Origin of the sequence: Bartonella sp. CL435QHHD (assembly GCF_042195095.1) — a bacterium.
In the GTDB taxonomy this organism is placed as follows: domain Bacteria; phylum Pseudomonadota; class Alphaproteobacteria; order Rhizobiales; family Rhizobiaceae; genus Bartonella.
This window is the reverse complement of record NZ_JBHINS010000054.1, coordinates 145,234-162,026: the sequence shown is the minus strand read 5'-3', so window position 1 is coordinate 162,026 and position 16,793 is coordinate 145,234. Positions and strand designations below refer to the sequence as shown.

Below are 16,793 nucleotides of genomic sequence, written 5' to 3'. Positions count from 1 at the left end.
CGTGACATATGTTTTTGTTATCTGATCAATTTTATTGAAAAGTTGCGTGAACACTGTAAAGTTCATGGAATTCCTCTTTAATGAATTTTCAACTTTTTATATGATTTTTAAGCATTTTTCGTTGATTTTTTTAGGATGGAATTAAATTTCGTAGACCTTTTCAGTTTATGAGAAAGGACTGAATATTATACATTAACTTTTTCTTTTTTCGAGCATACAAGAAAAATAATACAACGAAATATTGTTACAAAAAGCTTTATCTAATAAATCTTATGGTAGGCATTTTCGTGTTTTTACTATTTAAAATTTTTATGTTATGTTTGTCCTTCTGCTGTTTGATAAGTGCATGTTCAGCGTTGCGTAAATGTGCGACCATTTGTAGTTTTGCTGTTTCATTTTGTAGCTTAGCGAGCATTCCAATTATATATGCTTGTAACTCAGCAATACTTTTTAGATCTTTTGTTGTCTTGATTTCATTTAATAGTTCTTCAATTTGCTGAAAACGATAGTTTGCTTCTTCAAAAGTCTTTAAACTTACGGCTTTATCAGTGATGGCTGCATATTGAATACGATCGTTGATAAAACTGCTAGATTCATGGATAGAAATAGGAATTTCTTCTTCTTTTAAAATCTTTTTAAGTGATGTAGATAGCGCTGAAGATTCATTTCTATTGTAGAGCGTTTCTGGATTTTTGAGAAAAAAACTGCTGTGATCTGTTTGTGCACTTTTAAGTTTTTTAGTGTCGAACTTTTGGTTTCCCGTTATAGATTCGTGTATCTTTTTTGTTTCCTCAAGTTGTTTTTTTAGCATATCGAGAAGTTGGGCATCAGGTGGCGCTTTCTTTTGTTGTGGAGGTGTTTTCTTTGATGTTTTTGAACTCCCAAAAAAATTGGGCCACGTCGTTGGAATTGATGCAGACAAATCCGCTGCTCCAGCGCCAAAAACCCAGGCCATTGCTGGGTTTGAAATCCCTAAAGTTATTACAACTACTATTGAAATGACCTTTTTTTTCATGTTTCCCTCCTGTCATTTTTTGCGTGCTGTAAGAAAATTGGCAACCATATTGCTGGATCATCACCGACTTCCGCGATAATGCTTTCGGCTAATTCTGCGTTATCAGGTGTACCTGATAACACCAAGAGCTCGTCACTAAAGTCGTGTTCGATGGTTCTTCCATCGCGTGTCAGATGGAATTTACCAAGATTCAGTTCTGCAAGCGCAGATTGATCACCCTGCTTAATGAGGAATTGGCGACTAAACTCACCAAGTCCTTTAACGAGTTCAAATTCGGTATCTGTTAGTTTAAAGCCTTTTGTATAATCTTCATAGTTTGCTTTGGGGTTGGCTAGAAAAATGTAAGTTGCACACTGTTGAATGAGTGTTTTGGCAATATTACTTTCCAAGGCATCGCTAGGCTCTTGTGTTGCATAAACAAAAATACCATTTTGTTTACGGATAGTCTTTTGTTTATTTTTTGCTAAATCTTCAAAGTACGGATCTTGCAAAGGCTTCCAAAACTCATCAAAGATATACATAAATCGCTGTCCGCTAATCATGCCTTCTGTGCGGTAAAGCAAATACATCATCACTGGAGTGCGAGTTTCAAAATTATCTAAAAATTCCGTGATATCAAAGCCGTAAATTTGATGTGTTGAGAGATCAAGAGCATCATGGGGATTATCAAATAACCATCCATAATCACCACCTTCACACCATTTTAGTAAGCGAGCATGAACAGAAGGATGAGCATTATAATCACTTAAACGCGGATTTGGTAAAAATTGTACCAGAAAGGACAAACGACGGAGTGATTGGTCAATGTTACTGCTCATAACAGACATAACCGCTTTGTTAATTTCTTCCTCGTCGTGATGCGTGACCTCACCACCAGCTTCTGCCAATTTTTTAACAAATTGTTTCAGAAAAATAAGATTTTCTTGTGTGGGGGGGAGTTGGAAAGGATTGAAACCACTTCTCCTGCCTGGCTTGAATGTTAAATATTTTCCACCCATCGCCCGAATGGCAATTTCCATGCCACGATCTTTATCAAAAACAACAGTTGTCGGCTTAAATTTTTGTGCTTGTGCTAACAAAAAGCCGAGTAACACAGTTTTACCGGAACCAGATTGTCCGATAAGTGCGGTATTACCAAGTAAACGTTTATCTGTCGAGTCCTCTTCAAGTTTGGAGGCATGAAAATTGAAATAAAGCGGTGTTTTACTGGTTGTTTTAAGAATTGTGACAGCTGGTCCCCATGGGTTGCCAGTGGGTTTTCCTGACATAAAATTATGAAAAGATGAAAATGATAAAAAGTTCAATGATGTAATCGGAGCAGGACGTGGTCTCCATTTCCAATTGCCAGGAAGTTGCGCCCAATAGCCAGCTTCTATCGCTAAGTCTACAGGTTTGGGCAGTACCGCAACGTCTAGTAATGCTGCACTCGCTTTGGCCATATGGTCGCGTACTTGTTGAATTGTATCACCATAGATAGTCAATGTGCAGTGATGTTCTCCCATGACAAAATGCCCACTGATAAGCTGGTTTAGTGCTTCGTCAATTTGTTCAATTTGGCTCGTTGCTACATCTCGTGCATCAATAAGATTACGCTGATGCCGTTGTAAATAGTCTTTAGCAGCATGTCGAGAGAGTACTGAAAAGCTCTGCGTCAATACGAACTCGAAGTCACTTTCCAACAAAACATTTAATTGTCCTGGTTTGGTTGTTGCATCATATTCTTTAATTTCCAGCATTCCAAATCGACGCATTCCACTGGTTGTTCGCAGTTCACCAAGAGCACCCCATTTTGAGAAAAAAGGTCGATTGATAGACATATAGTCGGAAAAACGATCATGGCAAATTGGCATAGGGCGATATTCACCATTGACAAGCATTCCAAGGAATTCAAGTGCAGAAGAATAAACATGCCCATTTTTTTCATAAGCACCAAGAAGTTCTGCACCGTAACGGTTTAAAGATTGGCCTAAAGTACGGTTGATGTCATTGAGTTCTTTGATACATGTGTCTTGTCGCATCTTTTTTTGATCAAGCGTTTCACGTTCATGTTTAGAAAAGAACGACATAATTTTATCCGCTATCGGTTGAAAAATAACAGTCAGATATAAATCATTGACCATCAAATTATAACCAGTAAAGCTTTGTCGATATTTTTCATCAAGTTGATAGCAAAACATTTGATCAAATGTTGAATCGGGATATTCATAAACACGACGGCGCACAATATGCGTCCAAAATGATAAATTGGCTGATGCAAGACCCCGTAGAGTATTGTTAAGCTCTTTTATCCATTGAAAAATATCTTCTTCTGAAGCGCTTTGATGCGAACGCCCATCAATTTTCCAAATTGACAAATATTCCGCATTTTTAGTAGAAATAATCGTATCTGTAATATGATGTGAATAAGGCAGAAACAGGCTTACAGGTGTCTCTGATGCAAGGCGTTTGCTGCTTTCAACAGCTGTCATGTTTATCTCCTTTTACTATAATCAGAGGGACTATAACTTGATGCGCCCCAAAAACCTTTGTTACGATTGCGAAACTTAGTATCGATCCATAACCACCAAATACGAAACGCTTTATCATCGTTTTTAGTAATTTGCACCATAATGAACCATAATGGAGGTGCTATAATCCATAAAAAGATACTTACTGTCATGGCAATAACAGCGACCCCCATAACCATAACGATAAATGGCATCATGGGGACACCCCATATCGTTGGAACACGTGTTGCTCCCTTGAATAGGGGGAATTCTTTTTTTTCTTGCGATTTCATGGAATGTCCTCGTCACTGGAGGTGAAATAATATGTGGCTAATATAAAAAGCTGCACCAGCAATAATGACACTGAATGCCCATCGCATAAATGTAGCTCTTGCGATGATGCGAAATATATAAATAAGCAAAAGTAATAAAAGAATGATAGCAGCAACGATAGGAATAATTATACTTAATCCATATTGCATCCCTATGAAAACATCTAAACTCTTTGTTTCCGTCTGAGCATATGCAGATTGAGTTATTAATAACATAATCGAAGTGATAAAAATAGCACTAATCTTACATATTTTTGATTGAAGCGTATTTAATTGTTTCATATCTTTTATCCCCTTTTAATTAAAGTTGCTATAAATAATATTCCTTTTTTCGTAGTATGAGCGACATTATTACTGGTGCAAATCTATAATCGACGAACATTAAAAACATTACGTATTATACTAATTTATGCTTGACCTGTAAATAGCATTTTAGCAAGTTGGCTTGCTGAGCCAGCGATGACAACACCGATTGCCCACCGTATAAATGTATCTCTTTCAATGTAGCGTCCCGCATAACCAATTGCTAAGCACAAAAGTATAAGAGCAGCAGCAACAGGAATAATATTACCAATAAGATCGTTTTTCAGAGCTTCTAAAGCGTTTTTAGCATTATCTATTGCTGCATATGCAGGATACGTTATAAAAAACGCAGTTATAGTCGCAGAAATCGCAATGACTCTGTTGTTATTTTTTGATTGAAGGTTGATTAGTTTTTGCATATTTTACTCTTATTATTAGATGAGTTTTTACATTAAAAACGTTTTGTATTATAATTACTTATGGATTACCTGTAAATAGCATTGTAGCAAGTTGGCTTGCTGAGCCAGCGATGACAACGCCGACGGCCCATCGTATAAATGTATCCCTTTCAATGTAGCGTCCCGCATAACCAATTGCTAAGCACAAAAGTATAAGAGCAGCAGCAACAGGAATAATATGATCAATAAGATCTTTTTGCAGAGCATTTAAAGCGTCTTTAGCATTCTTTATTTCTGCATATGCGGGATGCGTTATAAAAAATGCAACTATAGTCACAGAAATCGCAATGACTCTGTTGTTATTTTTTGATTGAAGGTTGATTAGTTTTTGCATATTTCACTCTTATTAAATTCTTATAAATGCTTTGTATTTCTATCATAAACGGAATAGCATTTTGCCATGTCAATAATTATTAGATGAATTTTTATTTTAAAAACATTTTGTATTATACTAATTTATGCTTGACCTGTAAATAGCATTGTAGCAAGTTGGGTTGCTGAGCCAGCGATGACAACGCCGACGGCCCATCGTATAAATGTATCCCTTTCAATGTAGCGCCCTGCGTAACCAATTGCTAAGCACAAGAGGATAACGGCAGCAGCAATAGGGATAATATGGGTAGTAAGATCGTTTTTCAGAGCATTTAAAGCGTCTTTAGCATTCTTTATTTCTGCATATGCGGGATGCGTTATAAAAAATGCAACTATAGTCGCAGAAATCGCAATGACTCTGTTGTTATTTTTTGATTGAAGGTTGATTAGTTTTTGCATATTTCACTCTTATTAAATTCTTATAAATGCTTTATATTTACTATTATAAACGGAATAACATTTTGATATATTAATAATTATTAGATGAATTTTTATTTTAAAAACATTTTGTATTATATTTATTTACCTGTAAATAGCATTGTAGCAAGTTGGCTTGCTGAGCCAGCGATGACAACACCGATTGCCCACCGTATAAATGTATCTCTTTCAATGTAGCGTCCCGCATAACCAATTGCTAAGCACAAAAGTATAAGAGCAGCAGCAACAGGAATAATATTATCAATAAGATCTGTTTTCAGAGCTTCTAAAGCTTTTTTAGCATTCTGTATTTCTGCATATGCAGGATGTGTTATAAAAAATGCAGCTATAGCTGCAGAAAGTGTAGCGATTTTCTTATTATTTTCTGATTGGAGATTAATTAGTTTTTGCATATTTTACTCTCATTAAGTTCTTATGAATGCTTTGTATTTACTATTATAAATGGAATAGCATTTTGCCATGTTAATGATTACTGGATGAACTTTTATCTTAAAAACATTTTATGTTATATTTATTCATTGTTTAAATAACATTGTAGCAAGTTGGGTTGCTGAGCCAGCGATAACAACACCGATTGCCCACCGTACAAATGTGTCTTTTCCGATATAGCGTCCTGCATAACCAATTGCTAAGCACAAAAGTATAACAGCAGCAGCAATAGGAATAATATTGGTAGTAAGATCTGTTTTGAGACTTTCTAAAGCTGTTTTAGCATTATTTAACGCTGCATATGCAGGATTTGTTACAAAAAATGCGGTCATAGCTGCAGAAAGTGTGGTGATTTTTTTATTATTTTTTGATTGGAGATTAATTGGTTTTTGCATATTTTACCCTTATTAAGTTCTTATGAATACTTTGTATTTACTATTATAAATGGAATAGCATTTTGCCATGTTAATAATTACTGAATGAACTTTTATATTAAAAACATTTTGTATTATACGTATTCATGGTTTACCTGTAAATAGCATTGTAGCAAGTTGGGTTGCTGAACCAGCGATAACAACACCAATTGCCCAGCGTACAAATGTATCCTTTCCGATGTAGCGCCCTGCATAACCAATTGCTAAGCACAAAAGTATCACGGCAGCAGCAATAGGGATAATGTTTTTAATAAGGTCGTCCCGTAAAGACTCTAAAGCAGTTTTTGCATTTTTTAATGTTACTTGAGCATACACAGGATTGGCCATAAAAAACACAGTTAAAGCTGCAGAGGTTTTAGTAGCTTTATTCCGAATTATTGTTTGAAGAATTTTTAATTGTTTCATATTGTTTATCTCAATTTAGATTTCTCTTTAGAATAAAAAGATATTTTATACAGCATAACTTTAATAGTCATTCTCATTACGTGTTTATGAATAACATATTTGCAAGTTGGGTTGCTGAACCAGCGATAACAACACCAATTGCCCACCGTACGAATGTATCTTTTCCGATGTAGCGCCCTGCATAACCAATTGCTAAGCACAAGAGGATAACGGCAGCAGCAATAGGGATAATCACTTTCAAGTCTTTTTGGAGTGTCTCTAAAGCAGTTTTTGCATTTGTTAATTTTGCTTGAGCACACACAGGATTGCTCATAAAAAATACAGTTAAAGCTGCAGAGATTTTAGTAGTTTTATTTCTAATTATTGTTTGAAGGGTATTTGATTGTTTCATATTGTTTATCTCAATTTAGACTTTTCTTTAGAATAAAAAGATATTTTATACAGCATGACTTTAATAGTCATGCTCATTACACTTTTATGAATAACATATTTGCAAGTTCAGCTGCTGAACCAGCGATAACAACACCAATTGCCCACCGTACGAATGTATCTTTTCCGATGTAGCGCCCTGCATAACCAATTGCTAAGCACAAAAGTATCACGGCAGCAGCAATGGGGATAATATCTTTCAAGTCTTTTTGGAGCGCTTTTAAAGCTGTATCTGCGTTTTTCAAACCTTGTGCTGCTTGAGCCCATACGGGATTGTTCATAAAAAATACAGTTAAAGCTGCGGAGGCTGCGGTAATTTTATTATTATCTTTCAATTGAAAATTTATTAATTTTCTCATATTATTCAACCTTATCAAATTGTATTTGACGTAAGTAGTTTTTCCATGAAATAAGGAATAATTTTATTGATGTGCAATAAAAGCACTGAAACCTAAATTTCTTTTTTACGAAAGAAGCATTTCATGTTTCAAAAGATTATCATTTTGTAAATAATAAACCAGTAAGTTCAGCTGCTGAACCAGCGATAACGACACCAATTGCCCACCGTACAAATGTGTCTTTTCCGATGTAGCGCCCTGCATAACCAATTGCTAAGCACAAAAGTATAACAGCAGCGGCGATAGGGATAATCGTCTTCAAGTCTGTTTGGAGTGCAGTTAAAGCTTTGTTTGCAGGCTGTAAAACTACTGCTTGGGCTAACACAGGATTGGCCATAAAAAATACAGTTAAAGCTGTAGAGGTTTTAGTAGCTTTATTCCAAATTATTGTTTGAAGAGTTTTTAATTGTTTCATATTGTTTATTCCAATTTAGATTACAGTTGACATAAATAATCTCTTTTTTGATATAGTTTTTATTGTGCTAAATAAAAACACAGAAATCTAATCTTCTTATTTCCTGAAAGAAACATTTTATGTCTAAAATATTTATCAGTTTGGTTTAAATAATAAATCGGCAAGTTCAGCTGCTGAACCAGCGATAACGACACCAATTGCCCACCGTACGAATGTATCTTTTCCGATATAGCGCCCTGCATAAGCAATTGCTAAGCACAAAAGTATCACGGCAGCGGCGATAGGGATAATCGCTTTCAAATCTGTTTGAAGCAGCTCCAAAGCTTTTTTTGCAGGATCTAAACCTGCTGCTTGGGTATATGCGGGATTGGTCATAAAAAATACGGTTAAAGCTGCAGAAAATGCAGCAATTTTATTACGAGCTGTTGTGTGAAGAATATTTAATTGTTTCATGTCCTTTATCCTGATTAAGATTAAAACTCCCACAAATGACCCCTCGTTCATGAAGAAACTTAAAAAGATATTTTGGATCAGCCCAAGTTCTTAGTTTTCCTCTTTGTGTAAGTAACGTATATTTATTTGGCTTTCCGGTGATTGGATCGTCAGAAATAAACGTGAAATACCATTCTCTTTCTGAAAGCATCACGACTGTAATCTCACGTGCTGCTTTTTGACTAAATGCTATATCAACGCTGTTTTGTTCTATCATTTTCATTATCTTTGCCCTCAATTAGAAGAGATTTTGTTCAATCTTACTAATTAGAGCTTTAACATTTTCTTATCTACCTTTCATTATAATATCCTATCAAATTTCTGGAGTTTCGTGAAAATATCAGTCTTCACTCTGCGATCTTCTCGATGAAGAAAAATCTTCAGCTGAAAAAGCATCGCGGGCGCTACTTTCTTTATGTGTAAATGCATCTTCTTCTCCTTTTGAAGAGAGAGAAAGAGAATCTACTTTAGTTGTCTGTTCTGGTTCTTCTTTTTTAAGCTTTACAGGCTCCTGCAAGTCTTCATTTCCTCGCACAGCAGCTTTTACTCCAACATATGAAGTAATTTTTTGCATACGGGTGTGGCTTGAGTTTTCTGTATTGTAAAAATTCAGCACAGACTGCAAAGTCGCTTTTTCAAAGACGCACTTTGATGTTGTTTGTTCATAGCAGTAAGTTAAAGCGCTTTGTGCAGCTGTAAGATTTCTGCAAAAATCAAATGCATCAAAAAGAGAAAACAATTTCACATTTCCAACACCAATTTGCCCTAAAATTATGTTAAAATTATGTTCACTCTGTTCAGCTGTTGCGATTGTTTCCTTAAGCTGAGATGATTGATAGAACAAGTTATCTTTATCATCTGTTACATAGATATTGTCCCGCGCTTCTTGTTCGGCAACAACTGAAAATGCTATGGGGGGCGTATTGGATATGTATGCAGCAGCAAAAAATGTGAAATCTGGAACAATCATTAGCAATACACCTTATTACGAAGAATTTTATTAATACAAATGCTAATTCTTTGTGGTGCTTTTTCTCGTTGTCTTTTGATTGTATAAATTTGCAGAATGAGATTGTTTAGCTTAGAATATTCCTTGTGATTATTGCTTTGTTCTCTTCTAAGAAGATTTCTAATATATGCGAATATCCAACCAACAAGATAAAAGTGTTGAATAAAATAGAGCACATTACGCCAACCAATATTATTGGAATCACGAAAAAAGGCGCTGCTTTTAAAAAATAATAATCTTTGATACTGTATTGAAGCTGCTTGTTTTATATAATTCTCTAGTTGCAAAAATCTTTTCAAAAAAAATTTATACGAAGTAAAAAGCCGTTGTGTGTAAGGGGAGGTTTTACTGTTATAATGAACTACACTATCATTATACAGAGAGGGCTTGTTCTTTGTTGCGTATTGCCATAATTTATAGAGTGACGATTTATATTTACTTTTGACTACTGATTCATGAGAGTCAGAGAGGTGTGATGGTGTTTGAGCACTGCATTTAGTAGTTCCAGTAATTGAACTGAAAAAAGATGCAGTGGTGGTAGTTGATATACCAATAAACAGTTCTTTGTGGCTCAAAGCACATCTCCGTCAAAGTGATATATGTATCGTAATTTTAATTTCGATAATAAATGGACAGAAATTGTCTATAATTGTGTTTAAAATATGGCAAAAAGAAATTCTTTTTTGCAAGGGGAGTAATTAAGGTGAATGATCTCAAGAATATGAATTTTGATGAACTACAAGAGATGCGTACACAAATCGATGTGGAATTAAAAAAACGGCAAGCAAAGGAAAAGCAAAATGCGCGACGAAAAATTCTTGAAATTGCTAATGCCCATGGAATTGATATCGCTGATCTTGTGAGCAAAGAGCGCCATTATAGAAATCCCAATAACCAATGGGAATTATGGAATGGGCGTGGACGTAGACCTAAGTGGATTAAAGAGTGGTTGGAGAATGGGTATACACTTGATGAACTCGAAGTAACGTAACACGTGTGCGATATTTACAAGATAAGGGAATACTAAGGAATGTAAATGCAAGAAGTATGCTCTTTTGGGTAATTTGATTGTATAAACATACTGAACAAATATATTGAAGTATTGAGTTACCAAATACAACAATAGGGAGCGTGAACAATTTATTTAAATGCAAAGGTCTTGTTGTCATAATCTGGCAAGCATAATGATGATGCCAGGTTGAAATATTGTAATTGCTTTTGGCATTTGAGAGAGGGGGGTATTTTACTTCTTTTTATCGTTTCATTAACGTTGCTCTTTTTAGTCTATGTAAATAAAGAGTTTTATTGATTATTTACAAAAATGGTCGAAATGAGAATAATTTATTGCATAGGGATTTTAACTCAATATGTAAAATGATAATTTTATCAATTAATATGTTAATAAATTAGTATACTTATATTTTTGAAATACTGTTCTGTAGAACAAGCCTGATGTTATAGATTTTGTTTGGGCTTTTTTCTGTAAGATTATATATGAGGCATTTACTTTATTTATCGTTAGTTGAGATGAGTGAGTGTGTAGAAAATGGAAAATTTCTATGGCTGTTATGGGTTTTATAGAATTTATGACATATTTCTGAGCGTTTGTGATTAAAATTCATTTCTGAGCGTTTATGAATAATGAATAAAGAGTGTATTTGAAAATAAAAGGATTGGATCATTTCTATTGCGGTTTATCTTCTTTTATGGTGTGAAATAGGGGGGGTATGCAGGTTTACAATTGTGTGTGATGGTATAGAGTGCGGAATACTTTGTTATATGTCGGAATATTTTTTCTAAAATTGTGTGGTATTCCACAATAAGTTAAAGGGTTTGTCTGAGAAACAGAATGCCCCAAACGGAATGCATTTGTGTTTCCAATTTACGCGCTTTTTTAAAAGAAAAATTTTTCAATACAACTAAGCTTATTTTATGGCGCTTCTCGTGAATAGTATAACGTAAAAGCCCTTATGATCATATAAAATTCATTGTACACCACCATTTTTACTTCAATAAAAAGTATAAGCCGGCGTCCTTATACACTTTACTCGCCTCCAATATTGCTAAAGTCCTTAGTTCTTGAGAGAGGGAGGCTTTTGTCGCTTTGTTTAATTGTTTTTATTTATACGACACTTTCGCTTGTGATGTGCAAGCGAATGATTTTGATTGCTTCAACATGTAGAGAGATTTGAAATAAGGGTATTTTATGATCTTTAGATTTCTCACTCAATATGAGAACAATGAACTTATTATTATAAATAAAAGTGTTGTGTGCTAAAAAGTCTTGTTTATTTTATTATGCCGTGAAATGGCTTCTTTTAAAGTGTGGTGATATAAAGCAACAACCTCTTTGAGACATTAAACGTTTTTTTCAGTGCGTAGTGAATATTCTCATAATGTAGCTTGCTTGTCGAGTCTTATGTTGAGTGAAATATGGGAGGAGGAAGTCAAGAAAAAATTACTCGACAGGAATCCGGTTTGTAAACAGATTGGATGAGATAGGAATTTTTTGTTCTTTGAAGGAGGAAGGCAAAGGTTGTAAAATAGTATGAATTTTTTCTTAAAGTGGGAAGCCGTGTAGAAGACGTGGGGCATTTGGAGTGAGTCCGGCAGCTTCTTGAATGAAGTATTTTTTTATTTTTGGCGCTTGATTAATGATTCCAAGGCCGGTATCGCGGAGCATCCGTAAAAGAAGGCTATCATTAGAAAAGAGTTTATTAAGCCAATCATTGCTTAAAGCCATACGGACAATTTCAAAACGTCTCCAGCTTTGATAGCGCTCTAAAGCCGTGAGGGAGCCAATGTCAAGACCTAGTCGTGCTGTTTCAATAATCACTTCAGCGAGGGCAGCGCTATCGCGTAATCCTAAATTGAGTCCTTGTCCTGCAATGGGGTGGATGGTATGGGCGGCATCGCCAACGAGAGCAAAACGTGGTTTAACGCATTGACGTGTTAAAGAAAGACTCAAAGGAAAAGCTTGACGTTCGCCATCCCAAGAGAGTTTGCCTAACCGATGGCCAATGCGTCTTTCGAGTTCTGTTTCAAAAATAAGTGCATCAGCTTTGAGATAATATTGCGCAGTTTTATGATCTTCATTCCACACAATGGCGGATCGGTTGCCTTTGAGAGGGAGAAGAGCAAAAGGACCGGCAGGTAAAAAATGTTGAATTGCTTGACCATTATGGGGTTTTTCATGTTCAACTGTGCAGATGATTGCTGTTTGTTTATAGGGATGAGAAAAATTTTTCAGACCAGCTTTTTGGCGTAATTTCGAATGGGCTCCGTCAGCTGCAATAAGCAATTTTGTTTGCCAAACCTCTTCATTATTTAAAGTGACGGTTGTATGTTGGTGTTCTTGATGAAAATCAATGACACGCGTGTTTGTAATAACAGGGATATTGAGATCTTTGACACGTTTTTTTAGAGTGTTGATGAGTTCTCTATGCTCTACCATAGCAGCAAAGGGCTCACCGGGGGTAATGTCGCCTTCAAAGGTTAAAAGGGTGGGTTTGACAGGATCACTAGTGCTTGCATCTGTGATGATCATTGAATGAATGGGTTGCGCATAGGGTTTTATAGGTTCCCAACATTGTAATTGTTTTAACATACGAATAGAAGCAGCAGCAAGGGCAATGGTTCGTATGTTAGAAGCAGGGGGATCTCCTTGTGGAGCAGCATCAACGATTTTTATTTTCAGATTAGGGGCTGTTTGCTTGAGTGCTATCGCTAAGGTTAAACCGACAGCTGCCCCTCCGGCAATGAGCAGATCACATTGTTTAGTTTTATGAGATTTAATTTTTTTATTGGGTTGTACGTCTTTATTGCGATTAGAACACACAATACTTCTTCCATTGTTTACAGTTTGCTTTCTTTTAAAAAGAATATTTTTTTACATTGCCTAAAATAACTTAACTTTTACTTTTCTCTCTCTCTTTTTATAAAAATGAGGTTCCTTTTTAGTGCCAATCTTATGGTAGATTAATTTTTCAGAGTTTTTCTGCTTAATCATTTATGTGATTCATTTTACAGATTTATCGGATAAGCTTTTTTGAATATCTTCTTCAATTCTTTTTACACTTGGTTGATAAAAAAGAAAACTAAAAATAAACAAAGATGGTCATGTATTTTTTAAGTTGTGTGAGTTACTTCAGTATGCCTGTCCTGAAGGGGGACATTTCGTTAGTATGGTAGATAAAAAATTGTGGTCATTCGTGATGGTTAAAACAGTATTCATATTTTGCCGTTATCATGATGTAGCGTAAAAAACATCATCTGTTTAGGAAGGTGTCTATAGGACCCATGTAACACTTTACACATGAGGTGTTTTTTGGTTGATCGTGTGATAAATATCTCAGGGAGAGCTTTTTGTGCGCCTTATGAAGGATTGTCTCTTAGGGTGGTGGTATATGAATGATATGAAGTGGTTAGAAGGTAGAACGCGCTAGATAAGAAGTCGGATTGTTTACAGGCTATTTGTTTACAAATCGGCACAGAGTTTAAGCTTCATGCTTTTTTAAGAGAGAGAGGGAGTTATAACTCTTTAAAATATGAAATTTTTGTATTTGGAATTGATAGATGCACCGAAGTTCTTCTCCTTATGATTCATTAGAAGTGCGAAATTCTCAAGGTTCGCGTCTTATTGAGATGTTTTTACGTCAGATAGGGGTATTTATTGGGCTTGGGCTTTTGGGCTTTATTATTTTTTGTGTGTTTGCTTTGGCGACGTGGAATGTTGCGGATCCATCTTTAACCCATGCAAGTACAAATGAGGTTACAAACCTTATGGGGTGGATGGGGGCAATTTTTTCAGATTTTATTATGCAGTTTTTTGGCTTGGCAAGTCTTTCTGTTTTGTTGCCACCGTTATTTTGGTCTTTTCTCTTGTTGGCGCAAAAGAATATCTACAATTTGACTTTGCGCTTTTTTTTATGGGTGCTATCAACGATTTGTTTTTTAATTGCTTTTGCCCTTATGTCACCTGTTGCTTCTTTTACTTATTGGCCATTGCCAATGGGATTGGGAGGGGTTTTAGGAGATAAAGTTTTAAGTGTTGCTTCTTCAGTCTTTCCTCTTTTTCTTTCTCCTCCTTACACGGTGTTTTTCAGTGTTGTTTTTATTCTTTTAGGTTTTTTCACCGCTGCTTTTGCTGGTAATGTGATATGGCGGCGTCGAACAAAGAAAAGAAAAGAAAAAAGCATTCCAAAAGACGAAATCGTTAATCCAGTCTTTGAGTTGGAAGAAGATACTGAATATGCCGCAGAGGAGGATCGTGAAAATCATGGTTTTTTTGCGACAACTTGTGGCGCTCTTTTGCATCTTTTTTATTTTTTACAAGCGCGTTTTTTTCGTTTATTCTGTTTCAAAAGGCGTTTTCAGAGTAAAGGGCAAGGAAAGCCATTTGATCGGATTGAGCCAACTTTTTTGGGTGAAAAAGTAAAGTGTGAGAAAAATCAAAATAAAGCCTATGTTTCTCCTGTTAAAAATCGAAAGTCTTTAACAGCTTCTTCAAATGGTGGTTTTGTTCTTCCTCTTGTAGATTATCTTTCGGTTCCACCACCGTCTGTTAGGGATGCAAAACTTTCTCCTGCTGTTTTAAGAGCAAATTCTCAGGAACTTGAAGGGGTTTTGTTAGATTTTGGGGTCAAAGGAAAAATTATAGATGCTTGTCCTGGACCGGTAGTAACTTTGTATGAATTTGAACCGGCTGCAGGTATTAAGTCTTCCCGTATCATTGGTTTGGCAGATGATATTGCACGCTCGATGCGTGCGATTTCGGCGCGTGTTGCGGTGGTTCCAGGACGTAATGTTATTGGAATAGAATTGCCTAATGCAAAGCGTGAGATGGTTTATTTACGAGAAATGTTGCAGGCGCAAGAATTTATTGACAGCAAAGCAAAGCTAGGACTTGCTTTGGGTAAGACAATCGGAGGAGAAGCTGTTGTTGCAGATTTAGCAAAAATGCCCCATCTTTTGGTTGCTGGTACAACAGGATCAGGAAAGTCTGTTGCTATCAATACAATGATTTTATCATTGCTTTATCGTATGACACCTGAACAATGTCGTCTCATTATGGTGGACCCGAAAATGCTTGAGCTTTCGGTTTATGATGGCATTCCCCATTTATTAACACCCGTGGTGACAGATCCTAAAAAAGCCGTGATTGCTTTAAAGTGGGCTGTTCGTGAAATGGAAGAGCGCTATAGTAAAATGTCAAAACTAGGCGTTCGTAATATTGATGGGTTTAATGCACGTCTTAGGGAAGCTGCAAGTCAGGGAGAGACAATGGTGCGGACAATTCAAGTTGGATTTGATCGCGAGACCGGTGAGCCTCTTTATGAAACGGAAACACTTGATTTTAGTCCTATGCCCTATATTGTTGTCATTATTGATGAAATGGCTGATTTGATGATGGTTGCTGGGAAAGATATTGAAGGAGCGGTTCAACGTTTAGCACAAATGGCACGTGCTGCCGGTATCCATGTAATTATGGCGACACAGCGTCCTTCCGTCGATGTTATTACCGGGACGATCAAAGCCAATTTTCCTACACGCATTTCTTTTTCTGTGAGTTCCAAAATTGATAGCCGAACAATTTTAGGCGAACAGGGGGCCGAGCAATTATTGGGACAAGGAGATATGCTCTTTATGATGGGAGGAGGACGTATTCAGCGTGTGCATGGGCCTTTTGTTGCGGATGATGAAGTGGAGCAGGTTGTTGCGCATCTCAAAGAGCAAGCACGACCTGATTATTTAGAAACAATTACGCAAGAAGTTGAAGAGGATGGTGCTGATGTTTCTTTGTCTTCTCCTTCAGAAGATGATCCCTATAGTCAAGCTGTTGCTATTGTGCTTCGTGATCGTAAGGCTTCAACCTCTTATATTCAACGCCGTTTAGGCATTGGTTATAACCGCGCTGCGACATTGATTGAGAGGATGGAAGAAGAAGGTATTATTAGTCCAGCAAATCACGCAGGGAAACGAGAAATTTTAGTGCCGGCTGAAGAAGAACGCTTTTGAAAAATATTTATAGTTGTTTTTTATAATACCTTGTAAAACAAGTGTTTATCCTATTGTATCGTAGAAAGTCTGCATTTTCATATACCAGCTCTCAATTTGCGATAGCTCCTTGGTACTTGAGACTCCTTATAAGGGGATTCTTTATCTTATATAACTTTTATCCATACACCAACCTTGCTTGTAACGTGCAAGCAAATGATTTGAATTGATTCAATATGAGAGAGTATGTGATGAGAGAATCTTATTGTATTTGGCGTTATGATTTAAGTTAAAAAGATAAATTATTATAAATCAATATCTTGGTATAAAATAATGTCATTGCGAGTGTAGAGGGGGGGTAAAAGCATGTAAGGTTTGGTAT

General features: G+C 36.0%; 20 protein-coding genes. 2 read left to right on the top strand and 18 right to left on the bottom strand.

The window, feature by feature from the left end; genetic code table 11:
• Positions 1 to 256 precede the first annotated feature (256 nt).
• From ACFILH_RS03380 to ACFILH_RS03300, 17 genes are all read right to left on the bottom strand, one after another.
• Positions 257 to 1,015, bottom strand: coding sequence for a type IV secretion system protein (locus ACFILH_RS03380; protein ID WP_375637539.1), 759 nt, complete (start codon positions 1,013 to 1,015; stop codon positions 257 to 259).
• A complete protein-coding gene (locus ACFILH_RS03375) occupies positions 1,012 to 3,483 on the bottom strand; it encodes a VirB4 family type IV secretion/conjugal transfer ATPase (protein ID WP_375637540.1) in 2,472 nt (823 codons plus the stop codon). The genes ACFILH_RS03380 and ACFILH_RS03375 overlap by 4 nt, the downstream gene beginning before the upstream one ends.
• Positions 3,484 to 3,485: 2 nt before the next feature.
• Positions 3,486 to 3,794, bottom strand: a complete 309-nt coding sequence (locus ACFILH_RS03370; RefSeq protein ID WP_375613868.1) for a type IV secretion system protein VirB3 — start codon at positions 3,792 to 3,794, stop codon at positions 3,486 to 3,488.
• 12 nt (positions 3,795 to 3,806) lie between these two features.
• The gene (locus ACFILH_RS03365; RefSeq protein ID WP_375637541.1) at positions 3,807 to 4,115 is read right to left on the bottom strand and encodes a conjugal transfer protein; all 309 of its coding nucleotides are present in this window, start codon (positions 4,113 to 4,115) and stop codon (positions 3,807 to 3,809) included.
• A 125-nt stretch (positions 4,116 to 4,240) separates the two neighbouring features.
• Entirely contained in the window at positions 4,241 to 4,555 is a 315-nt protein-coding gene (trwL, locus tag ACFILH_RS03360; protein WP_375637542.1) for a VirB2 family type IV secretion system major pilin TrwL, read from the bottom strand.
• Between the two features lie 58 nt (positions 4,556 to 4,613).
• Complete coding sequence (gene trwL / locus ACFILH_RS03355) at positions 4,614 to 4,928, bottom strand: VirB2 family type IV secretion system major pilin TrwL (protein WP_375667357.1); 315 nt, start codon at positions 4,926 to 4,928, stop codon at positions 4,614 to 4,616.
• A gap of 122 nt (positions 4,929 to 5,050) precedes the next feature.
• Positions 5,051 to 5,365 carry a VirB2 family type IV secretion system major pilin TrwL gene (gene trwL, locus ACFILH_RS03350; RefSeq protein ID WP_375667356.1) on the bottom strand — a complete coding sequence of 105 codons (315 nt, stop codon included), beginning with the start codon at positions 5,363 to 5,365 and terminating at the stop codon, positions 5,051 to 5,053.
• A 119-nt stretch (positions 5,366 to 5,484) separates the two neighbouring features.
• Positions 5,485 to 5,796 (bottom strand): VirB2 family type IV secretion system major pilin TrwL, encoded by a 312-nt coding sequence (gene trwL, locus ACFILH_RS03345; RefSeq protein ID WP_375643743.1) that lies wholly within the window; start codon positions 5,794 to 5,796, stop codon positions 5,485 to 5,487.
• 123 nt (positions 5,797 to 5,919) lie between these two features.
• A complete protein-coding gene (gene trwL / locus ACFILH_RS03340) occupies positions 5,920 to 6,228 on the bottom strand; it encodes a VirB2 family type IV secretion system major pilin TrwL (protein WP_375643745.1) in 309 nt (102 codons plus the stop codon).
• A 123-nt stretch (positions 6,229 to 6,351) separates the two neighbouring features.
• Positions 6,352 to 6,672, bottom strand: a complete 321-nt coding sequence (gene trwL / locus ACFILH_RS03335; RefSeq protein ID WP_375643747.1) for a VirB2 family type IV secretion system major pilin TrwL — start codon at positions 6,670 to 6,672, stop codon at positions 6,352 to 6,354.
• 76 nt (positions 6,673 to 6,748) lie between these two features.
• Complete coding sequence (gene trwL, locus ACFILH_RS03330) at positions 6,749 to 7,063, bottom strand: VirB2 family type IV secretion system major pilin TrwL (protein ID WP_375667355.1); 315 nt, start codon at positions 7,061 to 7,063, stop codon at positions 6,749 to 6,751.
• A 76-nt stretch (positions 7,064 to 7,139) separates the two neighbouring features.
• Entirely contained in the window at positions 7,140 to 7,460 is a 321-nt protein-coding gene (gene trwL / locus ACFILH_RS03325; RefSeq protein WP_375643232.1) for a VirB2 family type IV secretion system major pilin TrwL, read from the bottom strand.
• A 139-nt stretch (positions 7,461 to 7,599) separates the two neighbouring features.
• Positions 7,600 to 7,914 (bottom strand): VirB2 family type IV secretion system major pilin TrwL, encoded by a 315-nt coding sequence (gene trwL / locus ACFILH_RS03320; protein WP_375643233.1) that lies wholly within the window; start codon positions 7,912 to 7,914, stop codon positions 7,600 to 7,602.
• Positions 7,915 to 8,049: 135 nt separating this feature from the next.
• Positions 8,050 to 8,367, bottom strand: a complete 318-nt coding sequence (gene trwL, locus ACFILH_RS03315) for a VirB2 family type IV secretion system major pilin TrwL (RefSeq protein WP_375643235.1) — start codon at positions 8,365 to 8,367, stop codon at positions 8,050 to 8,052.
• The gene (gene korA / locus ACFILH_RS03310; protein ID WP_375630977.1) at positions 8,330 to 8,629 is read right to left on the bottom strand and encodes a KorA family transcriptional regulator; all 300 of its coding nucleotides are present in this window, start codon (positions 8,627 to 8,629) and stop codon (positions 8,330 to 8,332) included. The genes trwL (ACFILH_RS03315) and korA overlap by 38 nt, the downstream gene beginning before the upstream one ends.
• Positions 8,630 to 8,746: 117 nt before the next feature.
• Positions 8,747 to 9,376, bottom strand: a complete 630-nt coding sequence (locus ACFILH_RS03305; RefSeq protein WP_375667354.1) for a TrwN protein — start codon at positions 9,374 to 9,376, stop codon at positions 8,747 to 8,749.
• A complete protein-coding gene (locus ACFILH_RS03300) occupies positions 9,376 to 9,990 on the bottom strand; it encodes a hypothetical protein (protein WP_375667352.1) in 615 nt (204 codons plus the stop codon). The genes ACFILH_RS03305 and ACFILH_RS03300 overlap by 1 nt, the downstream gene beginning before the upstream one ends.
• A 128-nt stretch (positions 9,991 to 10,118) precedes the next feature.
• Here ACFILH_RS03300 and ACFILH_RS03295 point away from each other — a divergent pair, with 128 nt between their 5' ends.
• Complete coding sequence (locus ACFILH_RS03295; RefSeq protein WP_015857007.1) at positions 10,119 to 10,406, top strand: H-NS family nucleoid-associated regulatory protein; 288 nt, start codon at positions 10,119 to 10,121, stop codon at positions 10,404 to 10,406.
• Positions 10,407 to 11,975: 1,569 nt separating this feature from the next.
• Here ACFILH_RS03295 and ACFILH_RS03290 read toward each other — a convergent pair.
• Positions 11,976 to 13,253 carry a ubiquinone biosynthesis hydroxylase gene (locus tag ACFILH_RS03290; protein WP_375630903.1) on the bottom strand — a complete coding sequence of 426 codons (1,278 nt, stop codon included), beginning with the start codon at positions 13,251 to 13,253 and terminating at the stop codon, positions 11,976 to 11,978.
• A 737-nt stretch (positions 13,254 to 13,990) separates the two neighbouring features.
• Here ACFILH_RS03290 and ACFILH_RS03285 point away from each other — a divergent pair.
• Positions 13,991 to 16,432 carry a DNA translocase FtsK 4TM domain-containing protein gene (locus tag ACFILH_RS03285; RefSeq protein ID WP_375643239.1) on the top strand — a complete coding sequence of 814 codons (2,442 nt, stop codon included), beginning with the start codon at positions 13,991 to 13,993 and terminating at the stop codon, positions 16,430 to 16,432.
• Positions 16,433 to 16,793 lie beyond the last annotated feature (361 nt).